Source organism: Neotabrizicola shimadae (assembly GCF_019623905.1).
GTDB lineage: Bacteria > Pseudomonadota > Alphaproteobacteria > Rhodobacterales > Rhodobacteraceae > Neotabrizicola > Neotabrizicola shimadae.
Genome location: NZ_CP069370.1, coordinates 542,974 through 562,906, shown reverse-complemented (window position 1 = coordinate 562,906; position 19,933 = coordinate 542,974). Strand labels below are relative to the sequence as shown.

At 67.1% G+C, this 19,933-nt stretch carries 17 protein-coding genes; 8 read left to right on the top strand and 9 right to left on the bottom strand.

Features of this window, described 5'->3' with window-relative positions; translation table 11 throughout:
• Nucleotides 1-1,338 (top strand): aspartate aminotransferase family protein, encoded by a 1,338-nt coding sequence (locus tag JO391_RS02655; RefSeq protein WP_220662661.1) that lies wholly within the window; start codon nt 1-3, stop codon nt 1,336-1,338.
• Between the two features lie 61 nt (nt 1,339-1,399).
• On the opposite strand, the gene JO391_RS02650 is transcribed toward JO391_RS02655, so the two are convergent.
• The 6 genes from JO391_RS02650 to JO391_RS02625 all read right to left on the bottom strand — a co-directional run bounded on the left by JO391_RS02650 (nt 1,400) and on the right by JO391_RS02625 (nt 9,036).
• Nucleotides 1,400-2,626 carry a glycosyltransferase gene (locus tag JO391_RS02650; RefSeq protein ID WP_220662660.1) on the bottom strand — a complete coding sequence of 409 codons (1,227 nt, stop codon included), beginning with the start codon at nt 2,624-2,626 and terminating at the stop codon, nt 1,400-1,402.
• Nucleotides 2,623-4,227, bottom strand: coding sequence for an ABC transporter ATP-binding protein (locus tag JO391_RS02645; RefSeq protein ID WP_220662659.1), 1,605 nt, complete (start codon nt 4,225-4,227; stop codon nt 2,623-2,625). The genes JO391_RS02650 and JO391_RS02645 overlap by 4 nt, the downstream gene beginning before the upstream one ends.
• Complete coding sequence (locus JO391_RS02640) at nt 4,224-5,333, bottom strand: ABC transporter permease (protein WP_220662658.1); 1,110 nt, start codon at nt 5,331-5,333, stop codon at nt 4,224-4,226. Before JO391_RS02640 ends, JO391_RS02645 begins: the two co-directional genes overlap by 4 nt.
• Entirely contained in the window at nt 5,333-6,430 is a 1,098-nt protein-coding gene (locus JO391_RS02635) for a microcin C ABC transporter permease YejB (protein ID WP_220662657.1), read from the bottom strand. The genes JO391_RS02640 and JO391_RS02635 overlap by 1 nt, the downstream gene beginning before the upstream one ends.
• A 9-nt stretch (nt 6,431-6,439) precedes the next feature.
• The gene (locus JO391_RS02630; protein ID WP_220662656.1) at nt 6,440-8,347 is read right to left on the bottom strand and encodes an extracellular solute-binding protein; all 1,908 of its coding nucleotides are present in this window, start codon (nt 8,345-8,347) and stop codon (nt 6,440-6,442) included.
• A gap of 158 nt (nt 8,348-8,505) precedes the next feature.
• A complete protein-coding gene (locus JO391_RS02625; RefSeq protein WP_220662655.1) occupies nt 8,506-9,036 on the bottom strand; it encodes a c-type cytochrome in 531 nt (176 codons plus the stop codon).
• A gap of 123 nt (nt 9,037-9,159) precedes the next feature.
• Between JO391_RS02625 and JO391_RS02620 the strand changes: the two genes are divergently transcribed.
• On the top strand, nt 9,160-9,990 hold the full coding sequence (locus tag JO391_RS02620; RefSeq protein WP_220664418.1) for a prephenate dehydratase: 831 nt from the start codon (nt 9,160-9,162) through the stop codon (nt 9,988-9,990).
• An 11-nt stretch (nt 9,991-10,001) separates the two neighbouring features.
• Here the strand turns inward: JO391_RS02620 and JO391_RS02615 are convergent, their stop codons facing one another.
• Nucleotides 10,002-10,475: an SRPBCC family protein gene (locus JO391_RS02615; protein WP_220662654.1), complete on the bottom strand. Its 474-nt coding sequence runs from the start codon at nt 10,473-10,475 to the stop codon at nt 10,002-10,004.
• 67 nt (nt 10,476-10,542) lie between these two features.
• Entirely contained in the window at nt 10,543-11,496 is a 954-nt protein-coding gene (gene nudC / locus JO391_RS02610) for an NAD(+) diphosphatase (RefSeq protein WP_220664417.1), read from the bottom strand.
• Between the two features lie 186 nt (nt 11,497-11,682).
• Here nudC and JO391_RS02605 point away from each other — a divergent pair, with 186 nt between their 5' ends.
• Both JO391_RS02605 and JO391_RS02600 read left to right on the top strand, forming a co-directional pair.
• Nucleotides 11,683-13,515, top strand: a complete 1,833-nt coding sequence (locus JO391_RS02605; RefSeq protein ID WP_220662653.1) for a 5'-nucleotidase C-terminal domain-containing protein — start codon at nt 11,683-11,685, stop codon at nt 13,513-13,515.
• Between the two features lie 62 nt (nt 13,516-13,577).
• On the top strand, nt 13,578-14,207 hold the full coding sequence (locus JO391_RS02600; RefSeq protein WP_220662652.1) for an HAD family hydrolase: 630 nt from the start codon (nt 13,578-13,580) through the stop codon (nt 14,205-14,207).
• A 66-nt stretch (nt 14,208-14,273) separates the two neighbouring features.
• On the opposite strand, the gene meaB is transcribed toward JO391_RS02600, so the two are convergent.
• Nucleotides 14,274-15,248: a methylmalonyl Co-A mutase-associated GTPase MeaB gene (meaB, locus tag JO391_RS02595; RefSeq protein WP_220662651.1), complete on the bottom strand. Its 975-nt coding sequence runs from the start codon at nt 15,246-15,248 to the stop codon at nt 14,274-14,276.
• A 143-nt stretch (nt 15,249-15,391) separates the two neighbouring features.
• Here meaB and JO391_RS02590 point away from each other — a divergent pair, with 143 nt between their 5' ends.
• From JO391_RS02590 to hrpB, 4 genes are all read left to right on the top strand, one after another.
• A complete protein-coding gene (locus JO391_RS02590) occupies nt 15,392-16,111 on the top strand; it encodes a DUF3108 domain-containing protein (RefSeq protein WP_220662650.1) in 720 nt (239 codons plus the stop codon).
• Nucleotides 16,112-16,121: 10 nt separating this feature from the next.
• A complete protein-coding gene (locus tag JO391_RS02585) occupies nt 16,122-16,814 on the top strand; it encodes a gamma-glutamylcyclotransferase (RefSeq protein ID WP_220662649.1) in 693 nt (230 codons plus the stop codon).
• Nucleotides 16,815-16,870: 56 nt separating this feature from the next.
• Nucleotides 16,871-17,230, top strand: a complete 360-nt coding sequence (locus tag JO391_RS02580; protein ID WP_220662648.1) for a VOC family protein — start codon at nt 16,871-16,873, stop codon at nt 17,228-17,230.
• Between the two features lie 100 nt (nt 17,231-17,330).
• A complete protein-coding gene (hrpB, locus tag JO391_RS02575) occupies nt 17,331-19,763 on the top strand; it encodes an ATP-dependent helicase HrpB (RefSeq protein WP_220662647.1) in 2,433 nt (810 codons plus the stop codon).
• The last annotated feature ends 170 nt before the right edge of the window (nt 19,764-19,933 follow it).

Here is a 19,933-nt window from a genome sequence, read left to right as displayed (position 1 = left end):
ATGAAGAACGACGGCAGCATGATCAACGCCTTCGTGCCCGGTCAGGGCGGGCTGACCGAGAACGAGAGCCGACTGGTGGAACGCCGGGCCAAGACACTCGGGCCCGCCTACCGGCTGTTCTACAAGCACCCGGTCCATCTCGTCCGGGGCGAAGGCGTCTGGCTCTACGACCCGCAAGGCCGCGCCTATCTCGACTGCTACAACAACGTGGCATCGGTCGGCCATTGCCACCCCCGTGTGGTCGCGGCGACTGCCGCACAGGCCGCCACCTTCGCCAGCCACACCCGCTATCTGCACGAAACCGTGCTCGACTATGCCGAGGCGCTGCTGGCAACCTTTCCGGCCGAGCTTGGCCACGTCATGTTCACCTGCACCGGGTCCGAGGCGAATGATCTGGCCCTCCGCATCGCCCGCGCCGCCACCGGCGGCACCGGGATCATCGTCACGGAAACCGCCTATCACGGCGTCACGCAGGCCGTTTCCGGTTTCTCGCCCTCTCTGGGCGAAGGCGTGCCTCTTGGCGAACATGTCCGCACCGTCCCCGCCCCCGATCCCCTGCGCCTGCCGGGCGATCTGGGCACTGCCTTCGCCGCCGGCGTGCAGGCCGCCATCGACGACCTCACGCGCCACGGCGTCAAGCCCGCCGTGCTGATCGTGGACACGGTCTTTTCCTCCGATGGTGTCTTTGCCGATCCGCCCGGCTTCCTTGCGCCTGCGGTGGAGGCCATCCGCAAGGCCGGCGGCCTCTTCATCGCCGACGAGGTGCAGCCGGGCTTCGGCCGCACCGGCAGCCACATGTGGGGCTTCCAGCGGCACCGGATCGTCCCCGACATGGTCTCGCTCGGCAAGCCCATGGGCAACGGCTATCCCGTTGCTGGGCTGGTGCTGCGCCCCGAGGTCATCGCCGATTTCGGCGCGAAGGCGCGCTATTTCAACACCTTCGGCGGCAATGCCGTGGCCGCTGCCACCGCCATGGCCGTGCTGGACGTGATCCGCGACGAAGGCTTGCAGCAGAACGCCGCGACCGTGGGCGCCGCCTTCCGCGCGGGCCTCGCCGACCTTGCCACCCGCCATGCCGCGCTTGGCCCCACCCGCGGCGCCGGGCTTTTCGTCGGGCAGGAAATCGTCGCGAACGGTGATCCCATGGCCGCCGAGGCCGCCGAGGCCGCCCGCATCGTCAACGACCTGCGCGAGGAAGGCGTGCTGATCTCCGCCACCGGCCCGCGCGCCAATGTGCTGAAGATCAGGCCGCCCCTGCCCTTCAGCCTGGACAACCTCGCCTTCTTCCTGGATCGGCTCGACAAGGTGCTCGCGCGGACAAGTGTTAAGTCCAAGTAAATTCGCGCGCGCAAGCCATTGATATCATTTAATATGGAAAGGCGTCCGAGCTCGGACGCCCTCAACCCGGCGCAAAGCTCTCGACATAGTCCACCATCTGCGGCAGGCAGATGGTCTTCAGGTCATAGCGGTCCAGCACCGTCCGCCGCGCCGCGATCCGCATCTTCTCATGCGCCCCCGGCTTGGCCAGCACATCGATAAGCGCCGCCGACCAGCCCTTCACGTCGAAGAAATCCACGAGCCGCCCGTTGACACCGTCGCGGATCACCTCCCGCACCGGCGCCGTATCAGAGGCCACGACCACCGCCCCCGCCGACAGGCTCTCCAGCATCGACCAGGACAGCACGAAGGGATAGGTCAGATAGGCATGGGCCCGGCTCACCTGCATCAGCGCGGTGAAGGTCTGATAGGGCACCTTGCCCAGGAAGTGTACGCGGTTCAGGTCCAGCCGGTCCTTCACCTCGTTCAGGAAGATGTCCTTCCATCCCTTCCCGCCCTTCGGCGCCGCCCCATAGCTCACCTCGTCCCCGCCGACGATCGCCACCTGGACATCCGGCCGTGCCGCCATCACCTCGGGCAGCGCCCGCATGAAGACATGGTAGCCGCGATAGGGCTCCAGGTTGCGGTTCACAAAGGTCAGCACCTCGTCCCCCGCCCGCAACACCTGCCCGTTCGGCATGGCGACCTGGGCATCCGGATTGGGCGTCATGACCGAGGAATCCACCCCGTCGAAGATCACCTTGATATTCTGGCGCAGAAGCGGCGGATAGGTCGAGGCCTGCCACTCGGTCGGCGACAGCCCCGCATCGGCATGAAGCATCGCCTGCCCCAGATAGGCCGTGCGCCCCTGCGCGATCATCACCTGGTCGAAGGTGGGCGGGTTGAACTCGGGGTCGAACCCCACATCGGCACCCCGCCCCTTGTAGTAGAACTCGGCATATACGATCAGCTTCGCCTCGGGCCAGACCTCCTTCAGGAACAGCGTCTCGCCCCAGCCCGAATGGCCGAAGATCACGTCTGGCACATAGCCCTGCGTCTCGCGCAGCTGCATTGCCGCCCTGGCCACGGTCACGCCCCGGTCGCTCATCAGCGTATAGTTGCGCCCCAGTCGAGTGGCCTGCGGGTCGGGCTGGATCACCTCGTGCTTGTAGCGCAGCGTCTTGATCGGGCTCTGGCGCTGGTTCGCCGCATCGGTGAAGGCCAGCACATCATGGCCGCGCCGCACCATCTCGGGCGCCAGATGAAGGAACTGCCCCGGGAAGTTCTGGTGGACGAACAGGAGCTTCACGCCGGAACCGCCTCGCCCGCGAAAGCCGCGCGCATCAGTTCCTTGGTGTAGTCCGTCCTGGGCTGCGCGAAGATCTCTGCACTTGAGCCCGCCTCGACCACGTCACCCGACTTCATGACAATCACCTTGTGCGACAATGCCTTCACCACGCGAAGGTCGTGGCTGATGAAAATGTAGGCCAGCCCGTGCCGGGCTTGCAAGTCGCGCAACAGGTCCACGATCTGCACCTGCACCGTCATGTCCAGCGCCGAGGTGGGTTCGTCAAGCACCACAAGCTTCGGACGCAGGATCATTGCCCGGGCGATGGCGATGCGCTGGCGCTGTCCGCCAGAGAATTCGTGCGGGTAGCGCGCCATCATCGCCGGGTCCAGACCCACCTCGGTCATGATGTCAGCCACCATCTCGCGGCGGTCGCGCCCTGGATCGACCCCGTGCACCCCCAGACCCTCGGCGATGATCTCCTCGGCGGTCATGCGGGGCGACAGGCTGCCGAACGGGTCCTGGAACACGATCTGCATGTCGCGCCGCAGATGCCGTAACTCAGCGCCATGCAGGCTCTCCAGCGGCTTGCCCAGGAACACCGCCTTGCCGGTGAAGGGGATCAGTCGCATCAGCGCCAGCGCCAGCGTCGTCTTGCCCGATCCGCTCTCGCCCACGATCCCGAGGGTCTCCCCGGAACGAACCGAGACCGTGGCGTCGTTCACCGCCTTCACGTGGCCCACGGTCCGGCGCAGGAAGCCCGCAGTGATCGGGAACCAGACGCGCAACGCATCCGTGCGCACCACTTCGGGGGCGCCTTCGGGTACGGGCGCAGGCCCACCCTTCGGCTCGGCCGCCAGAAGCTTGCGCGTGTAGGGATGCTGCGGGTTGGCAAAGATCTCTGCCGCCGGCCCCTGCTCAACGATCTCGCCGCCCTGCATCACGCAGACCCGGTCGGCGATGCGCCGCACGATGCCCAGGTCGTGGGTGATGAACAGGAGGCTCAGGCCTTCCCGCGCCTTCAGGTCGGCCAGCAAGTCCAGGATCTGCGCCTGGATCGTCACGTCCAGCGCGGTGGTCGGCTCGTCGGCGATCAGAAGCTCGGGCCCGTTGGCCAGCGCCATGGCGATCATGATGCGCTGACGCTGCCCACCCGAAAGCTGGTGCGGATAGGCCGACAGTCGGCTTTCCGCCTCGCGGATGCCGACCTTCTGCAACAGCTCGATGATCCGCGCCCGCGCCGCCGGGCCGGTCAGGCCCTGGTGCAGTTTCAGGCTTTCCGCGATCTGCTTCTCGATCGTGTGCAGCGGGTTGAGGCTCGTCATCGGCTCCTGAAAGATGAAGCTGATGTCGTTGCCGCGCACGCGGCGCAGCATGTCCTCGGGCGCGCCAACCATCTCGGTCCCGCGATAGCGGACCGATCCCGAAAGCACTGCCGCATCAGGCAAGAGCGCCACGGTGGACAGCGCCGTCACCGACTTGCCCGATCCGCTTTCGCCCACCAGGGCCACCGTCTCGCCCCGGCCCACGGTGAAGCTTACCCCCTTCACTGCCTGCATTACCCGGCCTTCCTGCCGGAAGGCGACCTTCAGGTCGCGGACGTCAAGGACGGTCTCACTCATGCAAAGGTCTTTCTGGGATCGAAGGCATCGCGCACGCCCTCGAAGATGAACACCAGAAGCGACAGCATGATCGCGAAGGTGAAGAAGGCAGTGAAGGCCAGCCAGGGCGCCTGCAGGTTCTGTTTGGCCTGCATTGTCAGTTCGCCAAGCGAGGGCGACGAGGACGGCAGGCCGAAGCCCAGGAAGTCCAGCGCGGCCAGCGAGCCGATGGCGCCGGTGACGATGAAGGGCAGCATGGTCAGCGTGGCGACCATGGCATTGGGCAGGACATGGCGGAACATGATGACCCGGTCGCGCACGCCAAGCGCCTTGGCGGCGCGGACATATTCGAAGTTGCGTGCCCGCAGGAATTCGGCCCGCACCACGCCCACCAAGGCCGTCCAGCCGAAAATGGTGGACAGGGCCACCAGCAGCCAGAAGTTCATGGGGATGATCGCGGCCACAATGATGATGATGTAAAGATTGGGCGTCGCCCCCCACAGTTCGATCAGCCGCTGGAAGGTCAGGTCCACCAGCCCGCCGAAATAGCCCTGCACCGCCCCCGCCGCCACGCCGATGATGCTAGTCGTGACCGTCACGATCAGCGCGAAGGCGACCGAAAGCCGGAAGCCAAAGATCACCCGCGCCAGCACATCGCGCGCCGTGTCGTCCGTGCCCAGCCAATGCGTGCTGTCAGGCGCCGAGGGGGCCGCAGTTTCCAGATCGTTGATGGTGTTGTAGCTGAAGGGAATGAGCGGCCAGAGGATCCAGCCTTTCTCGACCTTCTCGCCGTCGACCGTGCCGGTCGCCTGAACCTGCTCGATCACCCCTTCCGGGTCGTCCCAGCAGGCTTGCGAACCACCCGAGATGATCAGGCATTTCACCTCGGGGTCGCGATAGGCCGCCTCGGTCTGGAAATCGCCGCCGAAGGCCGTTTCCGGGTAGAACCGCAGGAAGGGCATGTGCAGCTCGCCCCGGTACGACACCAGCAGCGGCTTGTCGTTGGCGATGACCTCGGCGAACAGCGACAGGCCGAACAGCACGGCAAAGATCCACAAGGACCAAAAGGCACGGCGGTTAGACTTGAAATTTCGCCAGCGGCGGGCGTTCAACGGAGACAGAGCCATCAGCCGCGCCTCGCAAAGTCGATGCGGGGGTCGACCCAGACATACATCAGGTCGGACACGATCCCCATCAAGAGGCCGATCAGCCCGAAGAAGTAGAGCGTGCCGAAGATCACCGGATAATCCCGGCTGACCGCCGCCTCGAAGCCAAGCCGCCCAAGACCATCAAGCGAGAAGATCGTCTCGATGATCAGTGACGAGCCGAAGAAGACGCTGACGAAGGCGGCCGGAAAACCCGCGATCACGATGAGCATGGCATTGCGGAAGATGTGTCCGTAGAGCACTCCACGCTCCGTCAGTCCCTTGGCCCGCGCCGTCATGACATACTGCTTGCGGATTTCCTCAAGGAAGCTGTTCTTCGTCAGAAGCGTCAGCGTGGCAAAACTGGAAATCAGCGAGGCCGTCACCGGCAGCGCGATGTGCCACAGGTAATCGGTCACCTTGCCCCAGAGGCTCAGTTCCTCCCAATTGTCCGAGGTCAGGCCGCGCAGCGGGAACCACTGGAAATAGGACCCGCCGGCGAACACCACCAGAAGCAGGATCGCGAACAGGAAGCCTGGGATCGAATATCCCACGATGATGATGCCGGAGGTCCAGACATCGAAGCTGGACCCCGACTTAACCGCCTTGCGGATACCAAGCGGGATCGACACCAGATAGGCGATCAGCGTGGACCAAAGGCCAAGCGTGATCGACACGGGCAGCTTCTCGATCACCAGATCGACCACCGAGACCGAGCGGAAGTAGCTTTGCCCGAAATCGAACCGGGCATAGTTCCACATCATCTCCAGGAACCGCTGCAGGGGCGGCTTGTCGAAGCCGAATTCCTTCTCAAGCTGTGCGATGAACTCGGGCGGCAGGCCCCGGGCACCGATGTACTTGTCATCGCCTCCACCGGCCGCGCCCATCTCCTGGTCGGCCCCGGCATCGCCGCCCGATCCGCCGAGGCGTTCCATCACGTCGCCACCACCTTCCAGCTTCGCCAGAACCTGTTCGATCGGTCCGCCGGGCACGAACTGGGTCAGGGTGAAGTTGATGACCATGATGCCGATCAGCGTCGGCACGATCAGCAAAAGCCGTCGCAGGATGTACGCGCCCATGATCCGGTCTTACTTCAGCGCGCCCGAGGCCTTCAGCTTCGCCGCCTTGTCCGCGTCGAACCACCAGATGCTCGCCTCGCCCAAGGCATAGGGCGGCAGCTTCTCGGGGTGCCCGTACTGGTCGTAATAGGCGACGGTGTAGGTGTTCTTGTACCATTGCGGCACCCAGAACCGTTCCCACCGAAGCACGCGGTCAAGCGCCTTGGTCGAGGTCGTCAATGCCTCCATCGACCCCGCCGCCATGACGTCCTGGACGAGGGCATCCACCGCCGGCGAGTTCATCCCCATCACGTTGAACCCCGAATTCGCGGCAGCGGCAGAGCCATACACCTGCATCAGGTCTGCGCCGGAGATATAGCTCGACCGCGCGTTGCCGGTGATCATGTCGAAGTCGAAGCTCGGCGGCTGTGTCCGCGCCTCTTCCTGAGAGGGATCGACATTGGTCAGCCGCGCCTCGACGCCAAGCGCCTTCAGGTTCTCGACATAGGGGTTGATCACCCGCTCGAACGCCGGGCTGTCGTTCAGGAACTCGACCGACAGAACCTCGCCCTTGGCATTGCGGCGCTTGCCATCGCTGCCGACGCTCCAGCCCGCATCGTCCAGAAGCTTGCTCGCCTTGCGCAGGTTGCCCCGGTCCAGCTGCCGGTCGCCCGAAACCGGCGCCATGACCGCCTCTTCGGTCAGGATGCTCTCGGGCAGCAACCCCTTTTCGACCAGCGGTTTCAGCAGCGCCACTTCGCCGTCGGTCGGCACGCCCGTGGCCGCGAGGTCCGAGTTTTCCCAGATCGAGTTGATGCGGGCATACAGATCGTAGAACAGCGTCTTGTTCGACCATTCAAAGTTGAACATCAAAGCGATGGCCTCGCGGACGCGCGGATCCTGGAACTTGTCGCGCCGCAGGTTGAACAGGAACGCCTGGCCATTGGCCTTGTTGCCGTTCGGCAGCTCCGCCTTGATCACCGTGCCCGCCTTGATCGCCGGGAAGTCATACTGGGTGGCCCAGGTCTTTGACGAATTCTCGTTGCGGAAGGTATAGGTGCCGGCCTTGAAACCCTCGAAGGCCGCGTTCGGATCGGCGAAGTATTCGTACCGGATGCGGTCGAAATTGTACTGTCCGCGCGTGATCGGCAGGTCCTTCGCCCAGTAGTCGGGGTTGCGCTTGTAGATGATGTTGCGCCCGGTATCCATCTTCTCGAACATGTAGGCGCCGGTACCCAGCCAGGGGTTCAGCGTTGACTCCTCCATGTTCAGATTGCGCGCCTCGTAATCCTTCTTTGACAGGATCGGCAGCCCCCCCACGGTCTCGGGGAGGTCGCGGGTCGGAAAACCGGCCTTGAAGGTGAATTTCACCCGGTGCGGGTCCAGTGCCTCGACCTTCTCGACCTGCTGGCCAAGGATTGCCCGGAAATCGGTCAGACCCTTCGCCAGAAAGGTCTCATAGCTGAAGATCACATCCTCGGCTGTCATCGGCGTGCCGTCCGAGAACGTCACTTCTGGCCGCAGGTTGAAGATCACCCACGACCGGTCCTCGGGATACTCCATCGTGGTGCACATGAGGCAGTAGCTGGTGCCGATCTCGTCCGCGGTACCGGTCAGGATCGATTCATGCATTACGGTCGAAGCAGCCGCCGGCACGCCCTTGTAGCTGTAGGGGTTCAGCGAGTCGAAGGTGCCCTGCGCCCAGAAACTGATCTCTCCGCCCTTGGGCGCGTCGGGGTTCACGTAGTCAAGGTGCGGGAAGTCGGCGGCATATTTGGGCGGATCGCCGAAGGTGGTGATGGCGTGGCTCACGATCACCTTGTCCTCGGCATGGGACGGCATCGCCATCGCTGCTGCCAGAGCCAGGATCAGCGCCCCTGCCCCGATCGCTTCCACACCCGCTGGCAAGGACGCCGTCCGAACCGCCGATTTCCCCATACCGCTTCTCTCCCCAGGCCGCGGGTTCGCCCCGCCGTCTCATGATCGGTAAAGGCGAACGCGTCGTCTCTCAAGTTGCGAATGCGTGAGGGCCCCGTGATCACATGCAAAAGGCCGCCCCTGTGGGCGGCCTGCCGGCATTTGCTTGTCTGCGCAGCTTACTGCAGCGTTTGCAGGTAGGCGATCACGTTCGCCCGGTCGGCGGGCTTGGGCAGGCCGGCAAAGCTCATCTTCGTGCCCGGCGCATAGCCCTTCGGGTTTTCAAGGAAGGCGAACAGGTTGTCCGGGGTCCACTGCTGGCCGGCCATCGCCTTCAGCGCTTCAGAATAGCCAAAGCCCGCTACCGACGCTTTCTCGCGGTCCACCACACCGTTCAAGTGCGGGCCGGTGCCATCGGTGCCGTCGATCTTGTGGCAGGCCTTGCACTTGCCGAAGACCTTTTCGCCGGCCGCGGCATCAGCTGCACCCAGAAGCGCCGCCACGTCAACCTCGGCCTCGCCAGAGGCCTCGGCATTCTCCTCGGCCTCACCGGTAGAAATCAGGTAGGCCTGAGCGCGCTCTTCCTCGCCGGCGTGACCTTCCGGGGCAATGGTGTAGATCGCCTCGCCTGCCCAGGATCCCAGAAGGAACACAAGCAGCGCTCCGCAGACCGCGCCCACCACCTTGGTCATCGTCATCGTGTCGAACATGTCGCGCATTCCCGTGGCCGTCGTTTTGCGCGGTATCTATCCGCTTCCCGCCTCGTCTTGCAAGGTGTAGGAGCGCGACGGATTGCCCCTTCGGGCATGAAGCAGAAAGGCATTCGGCAAATGGTGCAGTCCCGCATCGCTTTTCAGGGCGAACCCGGCGCCTACTCGCATCAGGCCTGCCGCCAGGCCCGCCCCCAGATGGAGGCCGTCCCTTGCGCCACTTTCGAAGAGGTCATCGACCTTACGCGTACGGGCGAGGTCGACCTCGGGATGCTCGCCGTCGAGAACTCGACCTACGGCCGCGTCGCGGACGTCCATTCCCTTCTGCCCCTTTCCGGCCTGCACATCGTGGATGAGGAATTCGTCCGCGTGCACATCAACCTGCTGGCCGTGAAGGGCACGGCGCTATCGGCCGTGCGCCGTGTGCGCGCCATGTCGATCCTGCACGGCCAGTGCCGCGGCTTCATCAAGGAACATAGGCTCGCCACGCTGAACTGGCATGACAATGCCGCCGGCGCCCGCGCCGTGGCCGAATTGGGCGACCCGGCCGAAGCGGCCCTTGCTTCGGAACTGGCCGGCGAGATTTACGGGCTCGACGTGCTGGCCCGCCAGATCGAGGACCAGTCCAACAACACAACCAGATTCCTGGTCATGTCGCGCGAGCCCGATCTTTCGCGCCGCGGTGCGACCATGATGACGACCTTCATCTTCCGCGTCCGCAACATCCCCGCCGCGCTCTACAAGGCGCTTGGCGGCTTTGCCACCAACGGCGTGAACATGACAAAGCTGGAAAGCTACATGGTCGGCGGCAGCTTCACGGCGACCGAGTTCTACGCCGATATCGAGGGCCATCCCGAAGACCCGCCCGTCGCACGGGCTTTGGAGGAGCTGACCTATTTCTCCTCGGCCGTGGAAATCCTCGGCGTCTACCCCGCCAACCGCCCGCGCGGCTGACGGGCCGCGCGTCACACCCGCCGCGCGGTCCGCGCGCGACCGTCGAAACCGGCGGCGAAATCGGCAAGCCGGGCCTCGATGCGCTTTTGCACCCGCCCTTTCGCCAGTTTCAGCGATTGCAGCATGATCCTGGCGCTCAGCGTCTTTGGCTTGATCTCGGCCTTGACGTGAAGCCGGCTTGATCGCGCAGACATCTCCACCAGGTCCAGCACGACCTCGCCGGTGAACAGCCGGCTTTCGCCTTGGAAGACCATCCGCGCACCCGGATCCATCTCGACCAGCCGCATCGAGATCTCGCGCCGCTGGCCGCGGAAGTCGAACCGCGCCTGCCAGGCCATACCCGCGCCCGGTGCCGCCAGCCGGTCCGTCCGCGTCACCTCTGCTCCGCGCCGCAGCGCTGCGCGTTCCCAGCCCGCGAAATCGGTCAGCGAAGCCCAGACGCGCTCGGCCGGCGCCTCGATGTCCTGCTTGGCGGCAAAGTTCATGCGGATCTCCCTGCCCGGCGGTTGTGCACCCGGCGGATCTTTCGCCCGCCCTGCGCGAAAGATGGGGTCAATCCAGACTGTCCGCAAGCCAGTTGGCCATCAGGAACTGCGCAATTGCACCCCGCCGAGGCGGTTTCAGCCAGGGGTGAGTCCCGGCCATCACGCTCACCATCTCCTCGCGCGTTATCCACAGCGCATCTTCCAACTCGACCGGGTCCAGAACGATCGCATCCGTCTGTGCCTCGCCCGCGCAACCCAGCATCAGCGAGGCCGGAAACGGCCAGGGCTGGCTTGCCAGATAGCGCACCGCCCCCACGCGCACGCCCGCCTCTTCCATTACCTCGCGCCGCACGGCCGCCTCTATGGTCTCTCCTGGTTCGATGAAGCCCGCCAGCAGCGAGTACATCCCCTCAGGCCAGCCCGGCGACCGGCCCATCAGCACCGAATTGCCCCGCGTGATCAGCATGATGACCACCGGGTCGGTGCGCGGGAAATGCTGAGCATTGCAGGTCGGGCAATGCCGCTGCCATCCCGCCTGCACCACTTCGGACCGCGCCCCGCAAGCCGCGCAGAAACCATGTGTCCGATGCCATTCCAGAAGCGCCCGTGCCGTCGCCGCAAGTTCCGCCTCGCGTGGGGTCAGCGTCGCCATCACGCCGCGCAACTCGCGAAAGCCCTTCTCCCCCGCCAGTGCCGGATGCCGCTGCACCGAGGGGTCGAAGAACCCCGCCTCAGCCGCCTCGGCCTCTGCCCCCGGCTCCCACGACGAGACATCGGCGGCAAAAACCGCCTCCTCGCCGTCCAGCCCAAGGAAGACCCGCGCACCCGTCCGCTCCAGCACGGGCGACTCCGCAGTCACCCAGGCTAGGGCCTCAGTGCCGTCGCACAGGGGCTTGCCCCGCCACATCGGCAGCACCCGTCCGCCTGCAAGCGCCTCCACCTGCCAGGCCGCATCTCCGCGCCGCGCCGCCGCCCGGTTCAGCCCCGATCCACCGAAGGTCACGCTTTCCGCTCGTCGCATCCGTTCCTCCGACTGCTTGCCGCTGCCTTCTGCCATGCCACAAGCCTTCGGGCAAACCTTCCGCGATGACGCAATTTTACAACCATTGCGGGATTCATGCGTGCTCCCCCTTCCCATCCAGCCATCAGGACAGCACGATTTCCCTGCCGGAGGGGATGCCGGTGCCATCCGCGAGGATCGTCGAGAGTGTCAGACTCCCGACCCGTCAACTGCGAGCCGCAGGGCGCGAAGGAGGGAACGCGGCTCAGGCTGCGGATCCTTGCCACCACGGACTTGCATGGCCACCTCCTGCCCTGGAACTACGACCACGCCCGCCCGGCACCCGGCACTGGCCTCGCCGCCCTTGCCCGTTTGATCCAGGACGCCCGTCGGGAAGAGCCAAACAGCATCCTTGTGGACAACGGCGATTTTCTTCAAGGCACGGCACTCACAGATCTGGCGCCCAGCCGGCCCGGCCCCAACCCGGTCATCGCCGCGATGAACCGTCTCGGCTACGCGGCTGCCTCACTCGGCAACCACGAATTCAGCCTGGGCCTGCCGCATCTGGAGCAGGCCTTGTCGTCTGCCGCCTTTCCTTTCTTGTCGGCCAACCTCGTCCGCTGCCTCGGCCCCTCGCCGCTCGAAGACCGGCCCTTCACCGAAGCCAGCGTGCTCCTCGACCTTCAGCCCACCGACCGGCACGGCACAGTCCATGCCCTTCGCCTGGGCATCATCGGCTTCACCCCGCCGCAAACCCTTGTCTGGGACGGTGACAGCATCGGCCACCAGCTTTCCGCGCGCGGCATCCTTGAAGCCGCCCGCGCCCATGTTCCCGCGCTCCGTCGCGCTGGTGCCGACCTCGTGCTCGCGCTCTGCCACGCCGGGCTTGGCGCCGATACCGCCGCAGACGGTTCCGAAGATGTGGCCACGGCCCTTGCCGCCCAAGGGGGCATAGATGCCATGGTCGCCGGCCACAGCCACCGCAGCTTTCCTGACCTGGGCTTTCCCCTTAGCTCGGGCGTGGACCCCCGCTCCGCCACCGCCGCCGGGGTGCCGACAGTGATGCCAGGCTTCGCCGGGAGCCACCTCGGCCTCATCGACCTCGACCTCGAACGGGGGCCGGCCGGGTGGCGTGTCCGGCGCAGCCGCGCCGGTCTGCGAACAACGGCGGGACCGACTGATCCCGGACTTGCCGCTCTCGCTGCGCCCCACCACGCCCGTACGCTTTCGGCACTGGACCAGCCGGTCGGCTTCACGCATCGCCGCCTGCACAGCCACTTCGACCGCATCGCCGACAGCGCCGCTCTGCATCTGGTGGCCGAAGCTCAGGCAGCCCATGTGCGCGCGCATCTGACGAGCGGCCCGCTTGCCGGCGTTCCCGTCCTGGCCGCCGTCGCGCCGTTTAAGACCGGGGGCCGGGGCGGGCCGCAGCACGTCACGGACATCCCGGCCGGGCCGCTGCTGCGCCGCCACGTCTTCGATCTCTACACCTATCCCAACCGCATCGCGGCGCTGCTGCTAACCGGGCAACAGGTGGCCGACTGGCTGGAACATGGCGCCCGCCAGTTCCTGACCCTTAGCCCTGGCAGCCGCGACGGCGCGCTGATCGACCCGGAAGTGCCATCCTTCGCCTTCGACACGATTCCCGCACTTCGCTGGACGGTAGACCCCTCCGCGCCGCCCGGCGCCCGCATACGCGGCCTGACCTATCGGGATCGGCCCATCCATCCGGCCGGCCGCTTCGTCCTTGCCACCAACAGCTACCGTGCAAGTGGCAGCGGCGGCTTTCCCGGCGCCGAACCGCAAAACCGCATCCCCTTGCCCGAAGCCCCCATGCAAGAGGTGCTGTTGGCCCACCTCTCCGCCGGGCCCGTGCCTTGGCACTTCACCCCGTCCTGGCGGCTGGCCGACCTGCCCGGCACCTCTGCGCTGGTCACGGCACCGGAGGGGGCGCTGGATCTCATTGCCCAATCGGGCCTCGCACTGTCCGACGCTGGCCCCGCGCCGGACGGCTTCCGCCTGTTGCGCATCGCCCTTTGACCTCGCGGCTTTTCCCCGCCGCCCGTTCGCGCTATCAGCACCCCGCGCGACAGGAGGATCCCATGTTCGACGCCGTCATCTTCGACCTCGATGGAACCCTGATCGACACCGAGCGGCTGTCGATCCTGACCGGCCTCGCGGCCTTCGCAGAACTTGGCCACGACGCCTCGCCCGATTTCATGCACGGTCTGGTGGGCAAGGACCGTGTCACCTGCGCGGGCATCATCACAACGGCCTTCCCCGGCATCGATCTCGCCGCACTGGATGAAATCTGGCACGGCGCCTTCAACGCCGGGGTTGATTCCGGGCTGGACCTCAAGCCCCATGCGCTCGACCTTCTGGAGGCGATCACCCTGCCACGCGCGCTGGTGACCTCCTCGCACCGCAAGGAATGCCACAACAAGTTGCGTGTCACCGGGCTCGACCGCTTCTTCGACGCGGTAGTGGTGTATGAAGATGTCACCGCCGCCAAGCCCGCGCCCGAGCCTTATCTTCTGGCTGCGCGCATCCTTTCCGTCGATCCCGCCCGCTGCCTGGTGTTCGAAGACAGCGACACCGGCGCAGAGGCCGCGCACCGCGCCGGCATGGTTGTGGTGCAGGTGCCCGACATGTTGCCGACCGAGGGGCGTTTCGCGCATCACGTCGCCCCCGACCTGATGAGCGGCGCGCGCCGCGCCGGGCTCAAGGTCTGACAACAAGGCAAAGGGTCCTCCAGCGGGCCTGCCGCAAACCCGCCCGCCTGGAACAGAGTGTTGCGATCAGCGGCCGACCATGGCCAGAAGCTCGGCCGCCGCTGCCTCCGGGGCGCGCTGACCGCCGGCCACCTCTTGGCCCAGGCGCTCCAGCACGCCCCTCATCGGCTCGCGCGAAAGCCGCGCAAGAAGCCCTTGACGCACCTCCTCCTCGAACCAGCCGCGGGCCTGATCGGCGCGCCGCGCCTGCCAGTGCCCGTTCTCGCGCCGCCAGGCGGCGAGGGAGGCTATCTCGTCCCAGGCGCCGGCCAACCCGTCCCCGGTTTCGGCCGAGACCGGCAGCACCTTGGGAAAGCCTGGTGGATCCTGGGGCCGGTGCCGCAGAAGCCGGAGCGCCAACGCGTAATCCGCCGCCGTGCGCATGGCGGCGGGCTTCAGGTCGCCGTCGGCCTTGTTCACCAGGATAAGATCCGCCACTTCCATGATACCGCGCTTGACGCCCTGCAGCTCGTCCCCCCCCGCAGGGGCAAGAAGCAGCAGGAAGATGTCGCACATCTGCGCCACCATGGTTTCCGACTGGCCCACCCCCACCGTCTCGATCAGCACCAGATCGAAGCCAGCCGCCTCGCACAAAGCCACCACCTCGCGCGTGCGGCGGGCGACGCCGCCCATCTGGCTCTGGCTGGGCGAGGGCCGGATGAAGGCGCGCGGGTCGCGCGAAAGCCGCTCCATCCGCGTCTTGTCGCCCAGGATCGAGCCGCCGGTGCGGGCCGAGGACGGGTCGATCGCCAGCACTGCCACGCGCTTGCCGGCCTCGGTCAGACGGCAGCCGAAGGCCTCGATGAAGGTGGATTTGCCCACGCCCGGTGTGCCTGACAACCCAAGCCGCAGGGCCTGCCGGTCAAGGCCCCGCAGGCTGGACAGAAGCGCGAGCGCCTGTTCGCGGTGGTCCGCGCGCGCGCTTTCCACCAGGGTGATGGCTCGGGCGAGCGATCGGCGGTCCCCATCAGCGACCCCATCGGCCAAGGCGTTCACATCCATCCCGTCCTCCGGCAGCTTTCCGCCCGCTGGCGGACCAGGAACGAACTTGTCATCCGTCCGACACGGCGCGGGCCTTTCTTGCCAAAGGGGGGCGGGATATTCCAGTGACATGATGCCCGACCCCATGGGCCGTGGAGTACGCGATGAAGTCCTTTCTTGCCGCCTTTGTGACCTGCCTTTGCCTCACGGCCCCCGCCCTGGCCCAGAAGGCCACCGAAACCGCCACCTTCGATTTCGTCGTGGCTGGCCTCACCGCCGGCACGCTGACCGTCGCCGGTACGGTGGACGGCAAGGGCTATGCCGTGCAGGGCAAGCTCGGATCCTCGGGCCTCGTCTCCTTCGTGAAGAAGATCAGCTACCAGGGCACCGCGAGCGGCGCCTACAGGGACGACCGTTTTCGCCCCGCCAGCTACCGCGAGAAGGCAGACACCGGTGACCGCCAGTCCGAGGTGGTGATGAGCTTTTCGCGCGGGGTGCCGGTGGTGGAAACCTACAAGCCCCCCGGCAAGCCCCGCCCTCACGACATCTCGGCCGCTGACCAGGCCGGCGCCGTCGATCCGCTCACCGCTGCCTTCGCGGTGCTCAAAAGCGTGGAGCCTGGCCAGGAATGCAACGCCTCCTACGCCATGTTCGACGGCCGCCGCGCCAGCAAGATCTCGCTCTCTGGCCGCAAGGTGAAGGGCGACCGCGTTACTTGCGCCGGCGAGTACCGCCGCGTCGCGGGCTTTCCGCCGCACGAGATGGCCAAGCGCACACGGTTTCCCTTCACGCTGACCTATGCACCGGGCGAGGACGGCCGAATGCGCGTGGTCGAGGTCGCCACGGAAACCACCTTTGGCAAGGCGAAGATGATCCGCCGATGAGTGAAGGCCGATGCCACGCCGCCTGTCTCTGACCCCCGCGCTTGTAGCGCGCGTGACCCGTGCCGTGCCGGATACCGGCCCGCCACCGGGCATGGTGCTGATGCAGGATGCCGACTACGACGACTGGGTGACGCGGACCTTGGCCGGCAACCCGGCGCCCGACCGTCCGGCCCGACTGTTCGCCTATGGCTCGCTGATCTGGAAGCCCGAGATCCCCCATACCGCCGAAACCGAGGGCACCGCCCGCGGCTGGCACCGGTCGTTCTGCTTTCGCATGCCGCGCTTTCGCGGCACGCCGGACTTGCCCGGCCTGATGATGGCGCTGGACCGCGGCGGCGCCTGCCGCGGCCTCTTGCTGACCTTGCCGACCGAGGATCTGCCCGGCCAGCTCCACCGCCTGTTCCGGCGCGAGTTCACGGTGAAGCCGATCAACAGCGCGCCGCGCTGGATCACCGTGGCCACGGCCGAAGGCGCCGTGCCAGCGCTGGCCTTCGTGATGAACCGCGCCTCTCCGCTATATGTCGGCCGCCTGCCGGATGAAGAGGTGGCCGCGGTGCTTGCCACGGCCTGCGGTCACGTCGGCAGCAGCGCGGAATATCTGGCGAACACGGTCCGTCACCTGGAAGCGCGCGGCATCCATGACCGGCACTTGTGGCGGCTGCAGCGGTTGGTGGCGGCGGAGATCGAGGCGCAGGCCGGATAGGCTGGATCGACGAGGGGAATTTTGGTATACTTCGGTATACTGAAATGGAATCCGCCATGCTCCTCGGCCTGCATCACGTCCAGCTTGCCATGCCCGAAGGCGGAGAAGACCTCGCGCGGGCCTTCTATTCCGGGCTGCTTGGCCTGCCAGAGGTGCCCAAGCCCGGAGCGCTGGCCGGTCGGGGTGGCGTCTGGTTCGAATGGGACGGCCTACGCCTGCACCTGGGGGTCGAGGCGCCCTTCGCCCCGGCCCGCAAGGCGCATCCGGCCTTTCTTGTCGACGACCTTGCCGGGCTGCGGCACAGGCTGGAAACCGCAGGCGTCTGCTGCCGCGACGATGCCGCGCTGCCGGGGCTGGAGCGGTTTCACAGCGAAGACCCGTTCGGCAACCGCCTGGAGTTCCTCTGCCCCGCCTGATCCCCGCGTCCCGATTTCCGCAACGGAAATCGTGCCCGGAAGCCGATTGCGAATTCCGGCGCCCCTTCCCCTGCTGCGCCGCTTTCGCCATATCCGCCGCATGACCGACGCGCTTCCCATCGACGATGCCCTGCCCGCCCTGCGCGACGCCCTGCGCAAGGCTGGTCAGGCCGTCTTGCAGGCCCCGCCCGGCGCGGGCAAGACCACGCGGGTACCGCTGGACCTGCTGGCCGGTGGACTGGTGACTGGCCGCATCGTCATGCTGGAACCCCGCCGCCTCGCCGCCCGCGCCGCTGCCGAGCGCATGGCGGAGACCCTGGGCGAAGCAGTGGGCGAAACCGTGGGCTACCGCATCCGGGGCGAGGCGAAGACCTCGACCCGCACCCGGATCGAGGTGGTCACCGAGGGCATCCTCACCCGGATGATCCAGTCCGACCCAGAACTGCCGGGCGTGGGTTGCCTGATCTTCGACGAGTTCCACGAACGTTCGCTGAACGCCGACCTGGGCCTTGCGCTGGCGCTGGAAATCCGCGCCGCGCTGCGGCCAGACCTGATGCTTCTGCCGATGTCGGCCACGCTGGACGCCGCCCCGGTGGCGCGGCTCATGGGCGATGCGCCCATCGTCACCTCCGAGGGCCGCGCCTTCCCGGTGGAGACGCGCTGGCTTCCCCGCCCGCCAGACGCCTCGCTGCGCTATGATGCCGCGATGGCCGGGCTGGTGCGGCAGGCCGCCGAGGAAACCACGGGCGGCATCCTCGTCTTCCTGCCAGGCGAAGGCGAAATCCGCCGCCTGCAATCAGCGCTGGAGGGCCGCCTGCCCGGCACGGCGATTCGTCCGCTTTTCGGCGCGATGGACTTCGCCGCGCAACGTGCCGCGCTTGGCCCGGCCGAGGGCCGCAAGATCGTGCTGGCGACCTCCATCGCAGAAACCTCGCTGACCATCCCCGACATCCGCGTGGTGGTGGATGGCGGCCGCGCCCGCCGCTCGCGCTTCGATCCCGGCTCGGGCATGGCGCGGCTGGTCACCGAACGCGTCAGCCGGGCCGAGGCCACACAGCGCCGCGGCCGTGCGGGCCGCGTGGCCGAGGGCATCTGCTACCGCTTCTGGACGAAGGGCGAGGAGGGCGCGCTGCCCGCCTTCGCCCCGCCCGAAATCGAGACCGCCGACCTGACCGGCCTTGCTCTGGAGCTTGCCCTCTGGGGCTCGGATGCGCTGCCCTTCCTCACGCCGCCCAACCCCGCGGCTCTGGCCGAGGCGCGCAGTCTGCTGACCGACCTCGGCGCGCTCGACGCCACTGGCATCACCGCGCATGGCCGGGCGCTGGCCGGCCTGCCGCTGCATCCGCGCCTGGGCCACATGCTGCTGACCGCCGGCCCCTCTGCTGCCCCCCTGGCCGCGCTGATGGCCGAGCGTGACCCGATCCGCGACGCGCCGCCGGATATGGCCCTGCGATTGATGGCCGTAGCCGACCCGAAGGGCTATGAGGCCCGCCACCCCTGGCCCCTGCACCGCCCGACGCTGGAGCGAATCCGCGACGAGGCCCGCCGCCTGACCCGCCTTGCGCCGAGGGCAGACGCCGGCCTGTCCCCCGGCCAGATGGCGGCGCTGGCCTATCCCGACCGGATCGGCCTGCGCCGCGCGGGCGACGCACCGCGCTGGCTCCTTTCCGGGGGCAAGGGCGCGGCCATGGCGCCGGGACAGCCGCTTTCCGGCGCGCGGCTGATCGTGGTCACCGACACCGACGGCGATGCGCGCGAGGCGCAGATTCGCCAGGCCGTCGCTCTGACCGAATCCGAACTGCGCGCGGTTTATCCCGACCGCTTCCGCTGGCGCGAGGGGGTGGAGTGGTCCCGCCGCGATGGCCGCGTCCGCGCCCGCCGGCAAGAGACATTCGGCGCTCTGGTCATGGACGACCGCGCCTGGCCCGAGGCCCCGCCCGAGGCGCTGGCCCGCGCCGCGCTGGACGGGATGCGCCAGATCGGCCTGCCCTGGACCAATGCCGCTCACCGCCTGCGCGCCCGCATCGCGCTGGCCCGCGGCGACGGCTGGCCCGAGGTCAGCGACGAGGCGCTACTGTCCTGCGCCGAAGACTGGCTCTTGCCCCACCTCGAAGGCGTCAGAACCGAGGCCGACCTGCGTGCGCTTGACCTCGCCCCCGCACTGGCCCGCCTCCTGAACTGGGACCAGACGCGCGAGATGGACCGGCTGGCACCCGCGCACTACGAGACCCCTCTCGGCCGCCGCATCCCCATCGACTATGACGACGAGACGCCTGGCATCGAATTGCGCCTGCAAGAGATGTTCGGCGTCACCACCCACCCCACCGTGGGCCAGCGCCGCCTTCCGCTGCGTATCACCCTGCTGTCGCCCGCGCAGCGTCCTGTACAGGTGACGATGGATCTTCCGCGATTCTGGGCCACCTCCTATGCCGATGTGAGGAAGGACATGCGCGGCCAGTACCCCCGCCATCCCTGGCCGGAAGACCCCACCCAGGCCGACCCGACGCTGAAGGCAAAACCCCGCGGCACCTGACCGGCTTCTTCTGTTCCCAAATATCCTCGGGGGGTGAATGCGCGAATGCGCAGAGGGGGGCAGACGGCCCCCCTGCCCCGCCTGTCACATCGCGAAACCCGACGTGAACGCAGGCCCCTTCCGCCTCCCCTCCCGCCCCGATATGCAGTTGGCGCTAACAGGGAGGCGGG

Coding starts and splice junctions, on each gene's coding strand:
- JO391_RS02655 (WP_220662661.1), top strand. CDS start 1: ATGAAGAACGACGGCAGCATGATCAACGCCTTCGTGCCCGGTCAGGGC.
- JO391_RS02645 (WP_220662659.1), bottom strand. CDS start 4,227: ATGAGTGAGACCGTCCTTGACGTCCGCGACCTGAAGGTCGCCTTCCGG.
- JO391_RS02640 (WP_220662658.1), bottom strand. CDS start 5,333: ATGGCTCTGTCTCCGTTGAACGCCCGCCGCTGGCGAAATTTCAAGTCT.
- JO391_RS02635 (WP_220662657.1), bottom strand. CDS start 6,430: ATGGGCGCGTACATCCTGCGACGGCTTTTGCTGATCGTGCCGACGCTG.
- JO391_RS02630 (WP_220662656.1), bottom strand. CDS start 8,347: ATGGGGAAATCGGCGGTTCGGACGGCGTCCTTGCCAGCGGGTGTGGAA.
- JO391_RS02625 (WP_220662655.1), bottom strand. CDS start 9,036: ATGTTCGACACGATGACGATGACCAAGGTGGTGGGCGCGGTCTGCGGA.
- JO391_RS02615 (WP_220662654.1), bottom strand. CDS start 10,475: ATGAACTTTGCCGCCAAGCAGGACATCGAGGCGCCGGCCGAGCGCGTC.
- nudC (WP_220664417.1), bottom strand. CDS start 11,496: ATGCGACGAGCGGAAAGCGTGACCTTCGGTGGATCGGGGCTGAACCGG.
- JO391_RS02600 (WP_220662652.1), top strand. CDS start 13,578: ATGTTCGACGCCGTCATCTTCGACCTCGATGGAACCCTGATCGACACC.
- meaB (WP_220662651.1), bottom strand. CDS start 15,248: ATGGATGTGAACGCCTTGGCCGATGGGGTCGCTGATGGGGACCGCCGA.
- JO391_RS02590 (WP_220662650.1), top strand. CDS start 15,392: ATGAAGTCCTTTCTTGCCGCCTTTGTGACCTGCCTTTGCCTCACGGCC.
- JO391_RS02585 (WP_220662649.1), top strand. CDS start 16,122: ATGCCACGCCGCCTGTCTCTGACCCCCGCGCTTGTAGCGCGCGTGACC.
- JO391_RS02580 (WP_220662648.1), top strand. CDS start 16,871: ATGCTCCTCGGCCTGCATCACGTCCAGCTTGCCATGCCCGAAGGCGGA.
- hrpB (WP_220662647.1), top strand. CDS start 17,331: ATGACCGACGCGCTTCCCATCGACGATGCCCTGCCCGCCCTGCGCGAC.